Source organism: Thermoactinomyces intermedius (assembly GCF_013912365.1).
Classification (GTDB): domain Bacteria; phylum Bacillota; class Bacilli; order Thermoactinomycetales; family Thermoactinomycetaceae; genus Thermoactinomyces; species Thermoactinomyces intermedius.
This window is the reverse complement of sequence record NZ_JACETT010000014.1, coordinates 31460-46872: the sequence shown is the minus strand read 5'-3', so window position 1 is coordinate 46872 and position 15413 is coordinate 31460. Positions and strand designations below refer to the sequence as shown.

The 15413-nt window shown below is 48.7% G+C and carries 17 protein-coding genes; 14 read left to right on the top strand and 3 right to left on the bottom strand.

Going from position 1 to position 15413, the window contains the following annotated elements:
• Positions 1 to 13: 13 nt before the first annotated feature.
• The gene (gene rsmG, locus H1R82_RS03645; RefSeq protein WP_181732968.1) at positions 14 to 733 is read left to right on the top strand and encodes a 16S rRNA (guanine(527)-N(7))-methyltransferase RsmG; all 720 of its coding nucleotides are present in this window, start codon (positions 14 to 16) and stop codon (positions 731 to 733) included.
• A 69-nt stretch (positions 734 to 802) separates the two neighbouring features.
• On the opposite strand, the gene H1R82_RS03640 is transcribed toward rsmG, so the two are convergent.
• Both H1R82_RS03640 and H1R82_RS03635 read right to left on the bottom strand, forming a co-directional pair.
• A complete protein-coding gene (locus H1R82_RS03640; RefSeq protein ID WP_181732967.1) occupies positions 803 to 2161 on the bottom strand; it encodes a hypothetical protein in 1359 nt (452 codons plus the stop codon).
• A gap of 173 nt (positions 2162 to 2334) precedes the next feature.
• Positions 2335 to 3525, bottom strand: coding sequence for a ParM/StbA family protein (locus tag H1R82_RS03635; RefSeq protein ID WP_181732966.1), 1191 nt, complete (start codon positions 3523 to 3525; stop codon positions 2335 to 2337).
• A 420-nt stretch (positions 3526 to 3945) separates the two neighbouring features.
• Here H1R82_RS03635 and noc point away from each other — a divergent pair, with 420 nt between their 5' ends.
• The 4 genes from noc to H1R82_RS03615 all read left to right on the top strand — a co-directional run bounded on the left by noc (position 3946) and on the right by H1R82_RS03615 (position 7758).
• On the top strand, positions 3946 to 4782 hold the full coding sequence (noc, locus tag H1R82_RS03630; protein ID WP_220215077.1) for a nucleoid occlusion protein: 837 nt from the start codon (positions 3946 to 3948) through the stop codon (positions 4780 to 4782).
• Positions 4783 to 4970: 188 nt separating this feature from the next.
• Positions 4971 to 5741 carry a ParA family protein gene (locus tag H1R82_RS03625; protein ID WP_181732965.1) on the top strand — a complete coding sequence of 257 codons (771 nt, stop codon included), beginning with the start codon at positions 4971 to 4973 and terminating at the stop codon, positions 5739 to 5741.
• Positions 5728 to 6597 carry a ParB/RepB/Spo0J family partition protein gene (locus H1R82_RS03620; RefSeq protein ID WP_181732964.1) on the top strand — a complete coding sequence of 290 codons (870 nt, stop codon included), beginning with the start codon at positions 5728 to 5730 and terminating at the stop codon, positions 6595 to 6597. The genes H1R82_RS03625 and H1R82_RS03620 overlap by 14 nt, the downstream gene beginning before the upstream one ends.
• A 21-nt stretch (positions 6598 to 6618) precedes the next feature.
• Entirely contained in the window at positions 6619 to 7758 is a 1140-nt protein-coding gene (locus H1R82_RS03615) for an aminotransferase class V-fold PLP-dependent enzyme (protein ID WP_181732963.1), read from the top strand.
• 94 nt (positions 7759 to 7852) lie between these two features.
• Here H1R82_RS03615 and yyaC read toward each other — a convergent pair whose 3' ends face one another.
• Positions 7853 to 8458, bottom strand: coding sequence for a spore protease YyaC (yyaC, locus tag H1R82_RS03610; RefSeq protein WP_232334046.1), 606 nt, complete (start codon positions 8456 to 8458; stop codon positions 7853 to 7855).
• Positions 8459 to 8780: 322 nt separating this feature from the next.
• Between yyaC and H1R82_RS03605 the strand changes: the two genes are divergently transcribed.
• The 9 genes from H1R82_RS03605 to rplI all read left to right on the top strand — a co-directional run bounded on the left by H1R82_RS03605 (position 8781) and on the right by rplI (position 15372).
• Entirely contained in the window at positions 8781 to 8984 is a 204-nt protein-coding gene (locus tag H1R82_RS03605) for a DUF951 domain-containing protein (RefSeq protein ID WP_181732962.1), read from the top strand.
• 150 nt (positions 8985 to 9134) lie between these two features.
• On the top strand, positions 9135 to 10235 hold the full coding sequence (ychF, locus tag H1R82_RS03600) for a redox-regulated ATPase YchF (protein ID WP_181732961.1): 1101 nt from the start codon (positions 9135 to 9137) through the stop codon (positions 10233 to 10235).
• Between the two features lie 171 nt (positions 10236 to 10406).
• Positions 10407 to 10703 (top strand): 30S ribosomal protein S6, encoded by a 297-nt coding sequence (gene rpsF / locus H1R82_RS03595; RefSeq protein ID WP_181732960.1) that lies wholly within the window; start codon positions 10407 to 10409, stop codon positions 10701 to 10703.
• Positions 10704 to 10757: 54 nt separating this feature from the next.
• On the top strand, positions 10758 to 11222 hold the full coding sequence (gene ssb / locus H1R82_RS03590; RefSeq protein ID WP_181821604.1) for a single-stranded DNA-binding protein: 465 nt from the start codon (positions 10758 to 10760) through the stop codon (positions 11220 to 11222).
• Between the two features lie 35 nt (positions 11223 to 11257).
• Positions 11258 to 11485: a 30S ribosomal protein S18 gene (gene rpsR / locus H1R82_RS03585; protein ID WP_037998203.1), complete on the top strand. Its 228-nt coding sequence runs from the start codon at positions 11258 to 11260 to the stop codon at positions 11483 to 11485.
• A gap of 110 nt (positions 11486 to 11595) precedes the next feature.
• Entirely contained in the window at positions 11596 to 11907 is a 312-nt protein-coding gene (locus H1R82_RS03580; protein WP_181731237.1) for a MazG-like family protein, read from the top strand.
• Positions 11908 to 11923: 16 nt separating this feature from the next.
• The gene (locus H1R82_RS03575; RefSeq protein ID WP_232333932.1) at positions 11924 to 12826 is read left to right on the top strand and encodes a DUF2232 domain-containing protein; all 903 of its coding nucleotides are present in this window, start codon (positions 11924 to 11926) and stop codon (positions 12824 to 12826) included.
• 126 nt (positions 12827 to 12952) lie between these two features.
• Positions 12953 to 14929 carry a DHH family phosphoesterase gene (locus H1R82_RS03570; protein ID WP_181731239.1) on the top strand — a complete coding sequence of 659 codons (1977 nt, stop codon included), beginning with the start codon at positions 12953 to 12955 and terminating at the stop codon, positions 14927 to 14929.
• Positions 14926 to 15372: a 50S ribosomal protein L9 gene (gene rplI, locus H1R82_RS03565; RefSeq protein WP_181731240.1), complete on the top strand. Its 447-nt coding sequence runs from the start codon at positions 14926 to 14928 to the stop codon at positions 15370 to 15372. Before H1R82_RS03570 ends, rplI begins: the two co-directional genes overlap by 4 nt.
• Positions 15373 to 15413: the final 41 nt, after the last annotated feature.

The window sequence follows — 15413 nt, the reverse complement described above, 5'->3', positions numbered from 1 at the left end:
GAGGTTTCAGGGGATGCATTGGGGGAGTTGGTTGCAACAAGAGACAGCGGAATGGGACATTCATCTGTCCCATGAACAGCTCCGGCAGTTCCACCGGTATTATGAGCTCCTGGTGGAAAAAAACAAAGTGATGAATTTAACGGCAATCACGGAAGAAAAGGAAGTCTACATCAAGCATTTTTATGACTCATTAACCTTGGCCCGCGTCATTCCGTTGAATCGGGTCCGGTCCGTGATCGATGTGGGGACCGGTGCCGGATTCCCGGGATTGGCATTAAAGATTGCTTTTCCCCATTTGCGGGTGGTTTTGTTGGATTCGCTGAAAAAACGGGTCAACTTCTTAAACGAAGTGGTGGAGGAATTGGGATTGACCCGGGTGGAATGCATCCATGGACGGGCCGAAGAGTTTGGGAAGAAAAAAGGATACCGGCAAAATTTTGATCTGGCCACGGCGCGTGCGGTCGCCCGGTTGAATGTCCTGGCGGAATATTGCCTGCCGTTTGTCAAAGTGGGGGGACATTTCATCGCCATGAAAGGACCGGATGTGAAAGAGGAAATGGAAGAAGCGGGCAAGGCTTTGCACACCCTCGGGAAAACGACGCTGGAAGTGAAGCAGTTCCGCTTGCCGGAAGAGATGGGGACGCGCAGTTTGTTGTGGATGAAAAAGCGGGATCACACGCCCAAAGCTTATCCGCGGAAAGCAGGGACCCCGGCCAAGCAACCATTGGTTTAAAAATCCCGTTTCATAGATAAAAAGAAAGCCGAATGCTCTTGGAGTCAGGGAGTGATTCGGCTTCTTTGATTAACCCATATTATTGATTAAATTGTGCAATCCACGCAAAGCGATTTTTCTCTTTTCGATTTTATCGATTTCTTGGCGTTTCCGGCTGTTTTGGGAATAAGGGGTCATGATTTCTTCCCACGAACTGTAGCCGCCGTAAGCATCTTCAAATTCAATGTCATCCCGTTTCAAACTGGATGCAGACTCGTTGCTTTCATTGGTCTGAAAAGCGGAAAACGGTTGTTGCGCCTCGATCTTTTCTTCATTCCCGAAGGATTGGACACCGGATGATCCGTCGGGAAAGATGGGGTTTTTTTCATGGACGGCGGGTTCTCCCGAAAACAGCATGGACTGGTTTTCTTGTTGTTGATGATTTTCCGTCAATGATTGGTTTGTTTTTTCCGCAAGCGCTCCCCGCTTTTTTTGCAATCGGCTTCGCTTTCCCTGGCGGACCCGGCGGCGCGGTGAAAAAGGCTCGAACGGGACGAGTTCGTTGGACGGGTTGTCTTTGTTTTGTTCATTTGGTTTGTAATAATCCGATGGGAGGTTTTTGTCGGACTCCGCTTGGAATCCGTTCGAATAAAAATCAGGGAACGAGTCAGAAGAAAACGGGTTGTCCGAAGGCCCGTACGTTGCCGGCGAAAAAGAGGAACGGTCTGTTTGCATCGGCGATTCCTCGTCATCTTGGTTGAATGAATGGATCCACTGATTGTTAGTCCGTTTTTTGCGAAGTTTTTGTTCCCGTTCCAGATACATTTCTTCTTGTTTTTCCTGATCTTCGTCGATAAAAGGCGGATTCCAGGGATCTTCCATGTGATTGCTTGATTCTTCCTCTTCCCCCAACTGAACCCGTTCCAAGTGGTAAACCGGATAGTCATCCCCTGTTTCCGGGGTTTCTTGGAAATTTAACTTTTGTTTACGGCGCAACGTCTTTTTGCGTAAAGGGCCGCGATTGGTGAAAAAAGAATAGTGGGGAGGCGCATATTCGACTTTTTGAGCTTCGATGATTTCCATGTCTTTGGCGCTGGAACTTTGGTCGGCCTGAGACGATTCATCATAAAAAGAGTCGGTCTGATAAGAAAAATTTTCAGCCGGTTTGCTTTGGAAAGTATATGTGTTGGTTTCAAGCTGATTGGTATGTAACGTTTGCTTTTGTACAAAGATTTCCCCGTTTCCATGCGTTTCTGTTTGTGAGGAGGGGTTGCTTGATCCGGTGGATTGCCCGACGGCTTGTTGGCTGATCAACGTTGCCACCATCTCGGGTTTCAATTCGATATACAGTGCGTTTTTCCCCTTTTCTTTGAGTGCATCGGCAGCCGCTTTTCCCGAATTGCCCGTACCGATAAGAATGCAATCGAATTGGGATTCAAATTGTGACATCTACTCCGCCCTCCTTAAAGTCGCCTGATCCCTTCCAACCTTCTTTCTCAATTATTATCTCTTTTTTCAGCGACAATCTCTATAATTATTTTTGTTTATTTGACAAATTTCCTCAATGGAAAGCCCATGAAAAGTTTTCCCCCAAGGATTTCCTTGGGGGGTGAATCGTTTTTTTATTTTTTCCCGGATTTCCGATCTTTCTTTTGCTGGTTGTCCCCGAATTTATCAGGAACGTTGAACTCTTGATGAATGGAGGCTGCTGCTTCCATCATTTCTTTGGATGATGCGGTGCGCGCTTTGGATTGGGCAAATTTGCACAAACCGAAGCCGTTGGCAAATTGGGCTTCAATTCCATAGTCTTCGGAGAAGATCAGTTTATCGCCAAAGCGTTCCCGGTAAAATGGTTTGAACGGAATCGAAGCGCCGCCGGTGAGGATGATATAAGTGATGTCGTCACCATAGTCCAGACGGTGCCAGACTTCATCCACCAAAGCTTCGCCCACTTCCTTGATCGATTCCTGAACGATGGCGCTGACATCATAAGATTTTCCTTTAAAGCTGATTTCGCCGGAACGGACGATCCGGGGCAGGCTCCATAACGGATACTCTTTTCCGTTTCCGTCTTTATCCGCGTTCCGGGTGAATTCGAGCAAGCGTTTCGCCAGGTTTTGATATACGCCCAACATGGCATGGCGGGAGGTGAAGCTTTGGCGTTTGATAATCGTTTCCCCGTGCAGGGTTTCGATGTCCGAAGTACCAAAGCCCAAGTCGTTGATGCTCACTTTTTGGATAAACAAGTCTTCATTGAGCAGTTTTCCTTCGCGGTCCAAGGCGATATGGAACAAGGTTGCCATGGGTTGGCTGATGACGAAAAGATTTTCTTGTTTGATTTCAAACTCGATTTTGCGCCAGGGCAAGTTTCCTTGTTTCACTTCAAAACTGTGTTTCCCGATCAGCCGGCGTTTCAATTCATCTTTGTAATCGATGTAGTTGTCCGTCGGCAAAGCGACCGCGACCACCGGTTCCGTGGATCCTTGCAGCATGAGGCCGGTGCTGACACGGAACATGATCAGGTATTCTTGTTCCCGGAACCAGGTCGGGCTGAAGAGCCGGCGTTTGTGTGAATCAAAAAGTTCGTCATCCCCGGCTTGCTCGATGGCCAACTTTCCGCAGAACCATTCTTGATCCCCTTCATGATCCCGGTACATGATGTTATGGGGATCGTTGTTATAGGTGATTTCCCCCACACGGTTTGGCACAACCATGTTCCGGATGAACATTTTATAAAACTTTCCATTCGCCCGGGTCACTACTTTGGTACCATAGTATCCTTGGTCATTTCCTATGTATACAGGTACGCTCATTTTTGAAATATCCTCCTCAAGTGATGAAATCCCCTTCTTCCCACGATTCTATCAATTGTGAAGGTAAAGGGTCAACAGAATAAAGTGAATCTTCACCAGCTTATAACGGGTTTTTTAGATTTGTAAATTCTTTTATATCGAAAGGCAGGGGGAGAAGGTTTGCGTCGATGTATCAGACTTTTCTTTCCACGATAAAGTTTCCGGATTCTCCCCTGTTTTTTAACCAAATGGTGAAAGGAACGGGTTTGGCATGATAAACTTTCCTCTCATATCATACAACGAAACCGGTCATGTTCCACGTGGAACATGTGAATCTTTTTCTATAATGTTTCGGGAAAGAAGGGGGTTGAACGATCAAAGCGAAAAGGTATATTAGGTGATTCCGTGACCTGAGTTGACCGTAAGGTGGTGTCTGTGTTCATGAGACAGTCTTTCACGAGATTATTCGGTCTGAAAGAGAAAGAGCAAGAACAAGAACAAGAGGTTCATCCCGATCAAGTCATGCAGATTCCCGTGGACGAAATTGAACCCAGTCCCTATCAACCCCGCACGATTTTTGATGAGGAACGAATTGATGAATTATGCCAAACCATCCGTATGCACGGGATTATTCAGCCCGTCGTGGTGCGCCGCACCGAACGCTGTTATGAGTTGGTTGCAGGTGAGCGCAGATTGCGTGCGGTAAAAAAATTGGGGCTGAAACGGATTCCTGCAGTGATTCGGGAAATGGATGATCATCAGGCGGCGGCGGCATCCCTCATTGAAAATTTGCAGCGCGAGGAATTGACGGCCATTGAAGAAGCGCATGCTTATCAACGGTTGATGGAGATTCATCAATTGACACAGGAAGGCCTCGCGCAAAAGTTGGGAAAAGGGCAGTCCACCATCGCCAACAAATTGAGGCTTTTGCAGCTGCCGGCCGAGGTGCAGGAAGCATTGCAGAAGCGGATGATCACCGAACGTCATGCACGGGCGCTCCTTCCGTTAAAAGAGGGGTTTTTGCAAAAACAAGTACTGGAAGAGATTTTGGCCAAAGGTTGGAATGTAAAGCAGACGGAAGAACGGGTCAAAAAGCTTCTGGTCAAGGAAACCAAGAAACAGCAGGCCAAACGCAAGTCGGTCACGCGTGATTTTCGCATTGCCATGAACACCATCCGCCAATCGGTGGATCTGGTGAAGAAAACGGGCATGGATGTCATGGTGGATGAACGGGAACATGAACATTTCGTTGAAGTGGTCATCCGCCTTCCCAAATGACGGGAAACGGATCTTCTTCCTGTTATGATGAATTTGATTTTATCTTTTTTTCTTTCTTTTTTATCATTAAAATAAGAGAAGAAACGGATGGGGCTGTGAGGCAATGATTCGCCTCATTTTCTTTTCGTACATAGGCTGGTTCGGCGGTGTGGTTCGGAAAACTAAAAGTCCGAAAATGAGGTGGGAGAATGGGCAAAGTAATTGCAATTGCAAACCAAAAGGGGGGCGTTGGGAAAACGACAACCTCGGTCAACCTGGCGGCAAGCCTCGCGGCGATGGGGAAACGGGTTTTGCTGGTGGATATTGATCCGCAAGGGAATTCGACCAGCGGGCTCGGGATCAACAAAGCGGACGTGAAGCAGTGTGTGTATGACGTTTTGGTGGATGAAGTTCCGGCAGAAAACGTGGTTTTGCCCACTGAGGTTGAGAATTTATCGATTATTCCCGCAACCATTCAGTTGGCAGGGGTTGAAATTGAACTGTCTCAGGCCATCTCACGGGAATTGCGGTTAAAAAGGGCGTTGAAAAATGCGACCCAACATTATGATTACATTTTTATCGATTGTCCTCCGTCGTTGGGGATCATTACGCTGAATGCGTTAACGGCTGCCAAGTCTGTTCTGATTCCCATCCAATGCGAGTTTTATGCTTTGGAAGGATTGGGACAACTGTTAAATACGATTCGCATTGTCCAAAAACATTTGAACAAGGGCTTGGAAATTGAAGGTGTGTTGCTGACCATGTTTGACGGGCGCACCAATCTGTCCGTCCAAGTGATGGAAGAAGTGAAAAAGTATTTCCAACAAAAAGTTTATGAAACGGTGATTCCGCGGAATGTCCGGCTGAGTGAGGCTCCCAGCCATGGCAAGCCGATCACGATTTATGATGCCCGCTCCCGGGGAGCGGAATGTTATAATCAATTGGCCAGAGAAGTGGTGATGAATAATGAGCAACTCTAAAGGTTTGGGACGGGGATTGGGGGCGTTGTTTCAACCGATTGATGTGGAAGACGGGGATGAAACCGTTCATGAAGCGGAGATCTCCGAGTTGCGAGCCAACCCTTATCAGCCCCGGAAAGAGTTTGATCCCGACTCGTTGCAGGAATTGGCAGAGTCCATCAAACAACACGGGGTTGTCCAACCGTTAATCGTAAGGAAAAGCATTCGCGGATATGAAATTGTGGCGGGAGAGCGTCGTTTCCGGGCCGCCCAGGAAGCCGGACTGGAACGGGTTCCGGTGGTGGTGCGCGATTTCACCGATGAACAGATGATGGAAATCGCTTTGGTGGAAAATGTTCAGCGGGAGGACTTGAATCCCATTGAAATGGCGCGTGCCTATCAAAAATTGATGGAGCATTTATCCATCACGCAGGAAGAGTTGGCGGCGCGGGTGGGCAAAAGCCGGCCTCATGTTGCAAATTTCCTTCGTTTGCTTCAACTGCCGCCGGAAATTCAAGAGGATGTTTCACGTGGAACATTGTCCATGGGACATGCCCGGGCTTTATTGGGAATCAAAGACCGTGATTTGATGAAGAAACTGGCGGAAAAAGTAAAAAAAGAAAAGCCCAGTGTCCGCCAATTGGAGGAATGGGTGCAACAATTGAATCAATCCGTTCCGAAAAAGGAAAAGAAAAAGAAGAAAGCAGCAGATCCTTTCATCAAGCATTATGAAAACATGTTACAGCAAGTGTTCAGCACGCCGGTGCGCATTAAACACGGTAAGAAAAAAGGGAAAATTGAAATCGAATATTATTCCGAACGGGAACTGGAACGTTTGATTGAAATGTTAAACCGGGATCAGGTGATGACGGATTAACAGTCAAAGGAGAAACGAACCATGATTTATTTTGACAATGCGGCTTCCAGCTGGCCGAAACCTCCGGAAGTGGCGGAAGCTGTGCAACAAGCGATTATGCATGCAGGAGCCAATCCCGGGCGCGGCGGGCATCAACTGGCCCGGAAAGCGGAAGACATCATTGAAGGGACGCGCGGGAGATTGGCTGAATTGCTGGGCGTTCATGATCCACAGCATCTGCTGTTTTGTTTCAATACCACCCATGCCATCAATCAGGCGTTGAAGGGATTATTGAAAGAAGGGGACCATTTGGTGATCACGGGTTGGGAGCATAATGCCGTGGCACGCCCCGCCTTTTGGTTGCAGGATCATCACGGGATCGGTGTGAGTGTGGTGGATGTGGATGCCGGTGGTGATTGGGTTTCGGCAATCAAAAAAGAGATTCGTCCGAATACCCGCTTGTTGGTGACCATCCATGGATCCAATGTAACGGGAGAATGCCTGCCGGTGTTGGAAATCGGGGAGTTCGCCCGTGAACAGGGGATTTATTATCTGGTGGATGCAGCCCAAACCGCCGGTTTGTTTCCGTACCAACTGGATCAAATGCCCATTGACATGCTGGCATTTCCCGGACACAAAAGCTTATTGGGACCGCAAGGAACGGGAGGCTTGTATGTGGCCCCGAATGTTCCGCTAACCCCTTGGATGCAAGGGGGAACCGGGACGAAATCGGAAGAGATGGATCAGCCGCAAATCCGTCCGACGGGTTTTGAAAGCGGCACTCCCAATACTCCCGGAATTGCGGGATTGGGCAAAGGGGTGGAATTTTTATTAAAAACCGGTGTCGGGGAGGTCTGTGAGCATGAACAAGCTTTGACCCGGCAGCTTTGGGAAGGATTGAGGGAGATCGACGGGGTGGAATTGGTGACGGATGCCCCGCCTGCTTTGCCTGTGATTTCATTTAATATCCAGGGTGTGGACAGCAATGAAGTGGCCATGATCTTGGATCAGCATTATCAAATGGCGGTGCGTGCCGGTTTTCATTGTGCGGCATTGAAACATCGCGGTTTGAAGACGGAAACAGGAACGGTACGGGTGAGTCCGGGGTATTTCAACACCAAGGATGAAGTGGATCAACTGCTTGCAGCGGTGCGGGAAATCAGCAAGGCATATTCCCTGTAAGCCTCCAAAGGTTTGCCGTTTCGACGCGGGAGTTTGCCGGCTGACCCGGGACCGGTCTTTCCCATGCGTCGTGCGCCGAAAAAGGCGCCTTTTTTCATGGCTGCAGATATACAGGTTTTTCTTCTGACAGCTTGCACACGGCTTGTCTGATGGATGAGGAAATCAGCTCGGCCATTTTCATGACCAGGTTCAGCCTCGTGTTCTGCAGGACAAAGTATTCCATAAATCCTGCCACGTTGACGATGCCGGTGATATGAATCTGGCCCACTTCCGGCAATTTTTTATGGACGCCGGCCCCGGGCTTCACAGGACCTGGCCCCGCTTGAATCCAACCCACATTTTTCATTTGTCCGAGACATGCATCGACGCCGATGATCAGTGCATGAGGGTGAGAGTCTTTAATCTTTGAAAGGGTTTGTTTCAAATTGAGTGCATGAACAGGCGCATCCAGTGTCCCGTACACCGAAAGCGAATCGGGAAGATCTTTCTCCAAAAGGGAGCCGACCAGCGGTCCCAACGCATCCCCCGTGGAACGATCCGTCCCGATGGAGACACAGACGACTTCCTCAAACGGGGAAAAAGCAGACATTAATTTTTGCAATTGATTTGAAAATTGATGTGGAGCATAAGGGTCATTGTATTCCACCCGAAAGAGGCCGGGGGGTTTTACGCGGAACCGGGGAGGCATCGTTTCTCGCATTCAGGGGATCCCTTCCTTTACTCTGAAATCTCAAATTCAGTATACGGCTGGAGAGGAGAAAATATACATACCGCCGAGTTCTGCAGGCGTAAAAGAAGGCGCTTCTTTCAAAATGAAATATAAATAGATTCAAAGAAAAAGAAGAATGGGTTGTTGCAAGCTAAACTTTCGTTTGCCGGTTCAGCGGCCGGATCATGTGGGAGCCGGTTCCGGAAAACCGGCCTGGTGAAAAGAGGCGGGAGACATCCGGAATGTCCGGTTGAATTTTAACGGGGCTCTTTCTATAATGAAGCAATAAAATAAGTAAAGAGAGTGATCCCGATTGCAGAGGAAGGAATTTGGCTTAGGGGACATTGTGGAAATGAAAAAACCTCATCCATGCGGAACGAATGCCTGGAAAGTGATTCGCATGGGCGCAGATATCCGGATGAAATGCACCGGTTGTGACCATAGTGTCTTGCTGCCGCGCAGCCGGTTTGAAAGAAGAATGAAGCGGGTTTTGGTTTCGGCAAAAGACCCGGAATAAGAGAACTTCCCTCCCTGAATCAGCCCGGGAGGGAGGTTCTCTTTTTGCGGATGGAAGAGACCTCCCGTTTTACGCTATAATGGACGAGGATTGACGGGGCATAAAATCCGGTGCGAAAAACCATTTCATAAATAGCAAGGAGGAGCCGATGTGGCGTTAGCAACAGGAATCGTCGGACTTCCCAATGTGGGGAAATCCACTTTATTTAATGCCATCACCCAAGCAGGGGCTGAATCAGCCAACTACCCGTTTTGCACCATTGACCCGAATGTGGGCGTGGTTGATGTTCCGGACGAACGACTGGAGAAAATTGCAGAGATTGTGGGTCCGCAAAAAGTGATCCCCACCTCCTTCCAATTTGTTGACATTGCCGGGTTGGTCAAAGGAGCCAGCCGCGGGGAGGGGTTGGGAAACAAGTTTTTGTCCCACATCCGCGAGGTGGATGCGATCATCCACGTGGTTCGTTGTTTTGAAAATGAAAACATCACGCATGTTGCGGGAAAAGTAGATCCGGCCGGTGACATTGAGACGATCAATCTGGAGCTGGTGTTGGCGGATCTGGAAACCGTGGAAAAGCGGCTGGACCGGGTGGCGCGCATCAAGAAAAGTGGCGATAAAGAAGCGATTTTGGAATTTGACATCCTGACGCGTTTAAAAGAGGCGTTGGCAGAGGGAAAACCGGCCCGCACGGTGGAATTGGACGCGGATGAGAAAAAAATGATCAAAAGCTTAAACCTGCTGACCATGAAAAATATGCTGTATGCAGCCAATGTGAACGAGTCGGATATTGCCGATCCGGAGAACAACGAATATGTCCGGGTGGTCCGAGAGATTGCAGCCGCCGAAGGGGCTGAAGTGGTTCCGATCAGTGCGCAGGTGGAAGCGGAAATCGCCGAGTTGGATCAAGAGGAGCGGCAATTATTCCTGGAAGAGCTGGGGCTCCGTTCTTCCGGAATGGACCGGTTGATTGCGGCGGCCTACCGCCTGTTGGGATTGATGACCTACTTTACGGCAGGGGAAAAAGAAGTGCGTGCCTGGACCATCCGCAAAGGAACGAAAGCGCCGCAAGCCGCCGGGGTGATCCACTCCGATTTCGAGCGCGGGTTTATTCGTGCGGAGGTTTTGTCCTATGAGGATTTGATTCGCTCCGGGTCCCTGGCCAATGCCCGGGAGAAAGGGTTGCTCCGGTTGGAAGGAAAAGATTATATCGTCCAGGACGGCGACATTATCACGTTCCGTTTTAATGTTTGAGGGTGAGAAAACCGGAACGGGCAAAAATTTCAATGCCGGATGCGCATCCCCCTTATTGATTTATGACGGTGGCTTTGTTAGAATTAAATACCGTATTGTACATGGGCGATGATACGCTCCTTGCTCTGCCGAGGAAGGCAGGGCCGAAAGTCCAGAAGGAGGTGGAAAGAGATGCAACACAGCTATGAAATGATGTATATTGTTCGTCCGGATGTGGATGAAGAAACATTGCAAGCAACCCGTGAAAAAGTGGCGCAAACCATCAAAGCAAACAAAGGTGAAATCACGGATACCGATGACATGGGAAAACGCCGCTTTGCTTACGAGATCAATCACTATCGCGAAGGTTATTACACCGTTGTGAACTTCCAGGCGGATGCCGAAGTGATTGACGAGCTTGATTACACGATCCGGATCAATGACAACATTTTGCGTCATTTGATCATCAATGTGGATGAGAAAAAATAATTGAAACGTTGGAATAGATTCAAAGGCTGATCACGGGAAAGGGAGAGGTTTGTCATGATAAATCGGGTCATCCTGGTCGGGCGTTTGACGCGGGATCCGGAGCTTCGTTACACTCCGAGCGGTGTCGCCGTGGTGCGGTTCAATGTTGCGGTGAACCGGAACTACTTGAATCAGCGCGGCGAACGTGAAGCGGATTTTATCAATATTGTCGCTTGGCGGAATTTGGCGGAAAACTGTGCCAACTATTTGCGGAAAGGTTCGTTGGTAGGGATTGACGGACGTTTGCAAACCGGAAAATATGAGAACCAGGAAGGACGGACGGTCTATACGACCGATGTCGTCGCGGAAGATGTCCGGTTCTTGGAGCCGCGCAACCGGAATGCGGAATCCGGCGGTGCTTTTGGAGCTTCTGACAACAGTCGGAACGGAAACAGTTACAGCCAGAACACGCCGTTGGATGACCCCTTTGCCGATGACGGACAACCGATTGATATCTCTGACGATGATCTTCCTTTCTGAGAACAAAAACGGTTTAAGGGAGGAGGGATGGTCTCATGGCACGCCGTCGTGGGAATAAGCGCCGTAAAGTCTGCTACTTTACAGCGAACAAAATCGAATACATCGATTACAAAGATGTTGATTTGCTGCGCAAGTTCATCAGCGAACGCGGCAAAATCTTGCCCCGTCGTGTAACGGGAACCAGTTCCAAATATCAACGCCAGTTGACACGTGCAATCAAACGTGCGCGTCAAATGGCTCTGTTGCCATATACCAATGATTGATCGAAAGCAGGGGTGGATGACGCCCCTGTTTTTCATATAAAAAGCAGGAAAACGCGAATCATCTGTGGAAACTTCTCCTAAATATGTTGGATTTTGGAGGAGTGCAACCAATGAGTCGGCCTGAGCGGGGGTTACAATTCGCAAAGAGCATAAAGATTGTGGATTGGTTGAAGACAGAAATCTTGGATCAAATTGCCGTTTTGTTCCGGGCAATTTATTCAGCCAATCAGCATTTGATGATAGACAGTTTGTCCAGCTTGGTGATTTCGGTGTATGTTTTGGCACGGAGAATGGGTTTTTCTTTCAGCGAATTGGATCAGTCGGTTTCGCAAAAGTTGCGTGAACATGCCCGGGAAGGGCACCAGCTGGAGAAATGGTATGGTGATTTGTCAAAATTGGACGAGTATCTGAACAAGAGGTGACGGATATTTGCCGCACATGGACAAAGGTTGGATAAAAGACAGCTTCCTGTACACAGGGCTGTTTCTCTTCTTGCTGGCCTCCATTCACATTCCTTTTATCCAATGGCTTGCATTGTGGATCATTCCTTTTCCTTTTTTTATGTTGCGCGTGAAACAGCCGGTCAGTGCAATGGTTGTTCCGCTGCTAAGCCTCCTCATCATGTTTTTCACCGGTGTTCCGCTTTGGTACATCCTGCTCGGCGTTTCGGCCGGGTGTGTCGGCGTGGTGATGGGAAATTTATATGCCCAAACCAAGATGACCGGAACCGATGTGGTACTGGGGGGATTGGTCAGCGGATTGATCGTCTCCGTCTTGACCATGAGTGTGATGCAATGGGCCTTCGGGTTCTTTGACCGGTTGAATGCCCTGTGGCTGAATGAATGGAATCAGGCCCAAAAAATTTTGCAAGAGTCAGGAGTGTCGGTGCCCGGGGAAATCATCCCGCCGGTGGAAACGTTTGTGCTCATCTTTTTGTTGATGGCTTTGTTGCCCATGGTATTGATAACGTTTGCGGCCGCCAAAAGACGGCTTGTCGCTAAAGGATATGAAAGCAAATCGCTTCCTCCGTTTTATGAGTGGCGTTTGCCGAAAGTATTCTTTTATTTTTTTGTCATCGTGTTGCTGTTGCAGTGGCTTTTGATCTCGGAGGAGTACGGGCAAAATTTCCGGTGGATCATCAGCGCCCTCTTGATTTTGCATGTCTTGTTTTTTATCCAGGGCTTGTCATTGATCGCGTTTTTACTGAAACAGAAACGAAGAAGCATGGTGTGGATGGCACCGGCCGTTTTGCTGGCGTGGTTTCCCCCGGTTTCCTTTGTTATTTTGCTGATGGGGATGATTGATACAGGAACACCCTTGCGAAAAAGAATACAGAAATGACAACAGGTACTTTATGGAACCGCGGATGTTTCACAAGGGGAGTTGCTCCTTGTGCCAACTAGGGTAAAATAAGAAGGAGAAACGGTTGCATATTGTGATGCATCGGATAGTTTGAGGGTGTATAGGATGCCGAAGTTTGTGATACAAAGATGGCATGGCTATCACATGGTTTTTGCCATGTGTTTCAGCCTGATTTTGATTGCGCTGTTATCGACGTACAAATGGATTTATGGAGTGATCGGTCTCGTTTTTTTTACAGTGTTGGCATGGGTCTTGTACCGGGCCGAGCGTGCCTTTCGCAAGGATTTTACCGAGTATGTGCTGACGCTTGGAAACCGGGTGAAGAATGCGGGACAGACGGCGGTGGACGAGTTGCCGCTCGGGATCCTGCTTTATGACCGGGACGGAAAAATTGAGTGGCATAACACCTTTGTCGAGCGCATGACAGGGCTTGACCGGATGGTGGGCAAGGAAATCGGTGAGGTGCTTCCCTCCTTGAAACAACATGCTTCGGAAAAAGAGGGGAGCTTTACCATGGAGTTGGGGGAGCATATTTATCAAGTCACTCCCCAGTCGGAAGAACGGCTGTACTTTTTCTGGGATATCACCGAGTTGAGCCGTTTGAAAAAGCAGTTGCATGATGACAGGGCCGTTTTGGGATTTATTCATTTGGATAACTTTGATGAAGCCGGTCAAGGTTTGACGGATCAGGAAAGCACCTTGCTGTTGTCCAACGTGACAAGTGCGATCTCAAAATGGGCACTGGAATATGATATCGCCCTCAAACGAATTGAAACAGATAAAATGTTCTTTGTCACTCAACAAAAATCCTTGGAGAAGTTGATGAAATCCCGTTTTGGAATTTTGGATGTTGTCCGGGAAATGACCCGTCAAAATAAAATTCCGATTACGCTGAGCATTGGGGCAGCCAGTGTTGGCCAAACCATGGCGGAAAGAGTCCAAAACGCACAAGCGGCGTTGGACATCACGCTGGCGCGGGGAGGCGACCAGGCAGCTGTCCATGCGGGCGAACAGATTACCTTTTACGGTGGAAAGACCAATGCGGTTGAAAAACGGACCCGTGTCCGGGCCAGGGTGATTTCCCATGCCATGAGCAATTTGTTTCGCGACAGCAAACGGGTTCTGGTGATGGGACATAAGCGCCCGGATATGGATGTGCTCGGAGCGGCCGTCGGTGTGGTCAAATTTGCCACCCTCCATGATTGTGAAGCGGCGATCGTATTGGATGAGGATGAAGACAACCTGTCCATTCAGCGCTTGTTGATGGCCTTGAAAAATCATGAGTACCTGAAAGACCATTTGATTTCTCCCGAAAAAGCAATGCATTGGCTGGATGATCCGGACACGTTGTTGATTCTGGTGGATACGCATAAACCTTCGCTCGTGATGGAACCCCGTTTGTTGGATAAGGCCAAGCGGGTCGTGGTCATCGATCATCACCGGCGGGGGGAAGATTTTGTTTCGGATCCGGTGCTGGTGTATTTGGAACCCTATGCTTCTTCCACTTGTGAATTGGTGACGGAGCTTTTGCAATACCAAGACGGCCGCCTGCCCATGGATACACTGGAAGCGACTGCTTTGTTGTCCGGGATTGTGGTGGATACGAAAAATTTTGCTTTTCGTGCCGGGTCCCGCACTTTTGAAGCGGCTTCGTTTTTGCGGCGCCACGGGGCGGACTTGATGATGGTGCAGTCTTTGCTCAAGGAGGATTTGGGGCATTATGTGAAAAGGGCGGAGATTATAAAAAACACCGAAATTTATTTTGACAACATTGCCGTGGCGCTCGGGAAGGAAGATGAGGAATACCATCAATTGCTGATTGCCCAAGCGGCGGATACTTTGCTCAATATGCAGGGAATCCGCGCTTCATTTGTGATCGGCAAAAGAGAAGACGGATTGGTTTCCATCAGTGCACGGTCTCAAGGAGAAATCAATGTCCAGGTGGTCATGGAGAAAATGGGGGGCGGGGGCCATATGACCAATGCGGCTTCCCAACTGGAACAAGTCTCTTTGGCGGAAGCGAAAGAAAAGTTGCTGGATGTATTGAATGAAACCTTAGAGAGTGGGGGAGTGAACCGATGAAAGTAATCTTGTTGAAAGATGTGAAAGGTACCGGGAAAAAAGGGGAAGTCAAAGAGGTTGCAGAAGGGTACGCCCGAAATTTCCTGATTCCGCGGAAAATGGCGGTGGCGGCCACCCAGGGAAATATGAATGCATTGAAGGACCAAAAACAAAGAGAACAAAGGCGTAAAGAGGAAGAACGGAAAGAGGCAGAGGCTTTGGCAGAAAAGCTGAACAAGATGAAGGTTTCTTTCTCCATGAAATTGGGGAAAGACGGAAGAACTTTCGGTTCCATCACTTCCAAACAAATCAGCGAGACATTGAAGAAACAGCATCAAATAAATGTGGATAAGAGAAAGATTCAATTGGACCAGCCCATCCGTTCACTTGGAGTCACGAAAGTTCCCGTGAAACTTCATCCGGAAGTGACGGCGACCCTTGCCGTGCATGTGGTTGAAGAATGAGCGGAAGCACTCCACTGATCTGGAGTGCTTTTTTATGGATC

Bases quoted from the DNA above. Each gene is read 5' to 3' on its own strand.
- rsmG (WP_181732968.1), top strand. From the start codon at position 14: ATGCATTGGGGGAGTTGGTTGCAACAAGAGACAGCGGAATGGGACATT.
- H1R82_RS03640 (WP_181732967.1), bottom strand. From the start codon at position 2,161: ATGTCACAATTTGAATCCCAATTCGATTGCATTCTTATCGGTACGGGC.
- H1R82_RS03635 (WP_181732966.1), bottom strand. From the start codon at position 3,525: ATGAGCGTACCTGTATACATAGGAAATGACCAAGGATACTATGGTACC.
- noc (WP_220215077.1), top strand. From the start codon at position 3,946: ATGAGACAGTCTTTCACGAGATTATTCGGTCTGAAAGAGAAAGAGCAA.
- H1R82_RS03625 (WP_181732965.1), top strand. From the start codon at position 4,971: ATGGGCAAAGTAATTGCAATTGCAAACCAAAAGGGGGGCGTTGGGAAA.
- H1R82_RS03620 (WP_181732964.1), top strand. From the start codon at position 5,728: ATGAGCAACTCTAAAGGTTTGGGACGGGGATTGGGGGCGTTGTTTCAA.
- H1R82_RS03615 (WP_181732963.1), top strand. From the start codon at position 6,619: ATGATTTATTTTGACAATGCGGCTTCCAGCTGGCCGAAACCTCCGGAA.
- yyaC (WP_232334046.1), bottom strand. From the start codon at position 8,458: ATGCGAGAAACGATGCCTCCCCGGTTCCGCGTAAAACCCCCCGGCCTC.
- rpsF (WP_181732960.1), top strand. From the start codon at position 10,407: ATGCAACACAGCTATGAAATGATGTATATTGTTCGTCCGGATGTGGAT.
- ssb (WP_181821604.1), top strand. From the start codon at position 10,758: ATGATAAATCGGGTCATCCTGGTCGGGCGTTTGACGCGGGATCCGGAG.
- rpsR (WP_037998203.1), top strand. From the start codon at position 11,258: ATGGCACGCCGTCGTGGGAATAAGCGCCGTAAAGTCTGCTACTTTACA.
- H1R82_RS03580 (WP_181731237.1), top strand. From the start codon at position 11,596: ATGAGTCGGCCTGAGCGGGGGTTACAATTCGCAAAGAGCATAAAGATT.
- H1R82_RS03575 (WP_232333932.1), top strand. From the start codon at position 11,924: ATGGACAAAGGTTGGATAAAAGACAGCTTCCTGTACACAGGGCTGTTT.
- H1R82_RS03570 (WP_181731239.1), top strand. From the start codon at position 12,953: ATGCCGAAGTTTGTGATACAAAGATGGCATGGCTATCACATGGTTTTT.
- rplI (WP_181731240.1), top strand. From the start codon at position 14,926: ATGAAAGTAATCTTGTTGAAAGATGTGAAAGGTACCGGGAAAAAAGGG.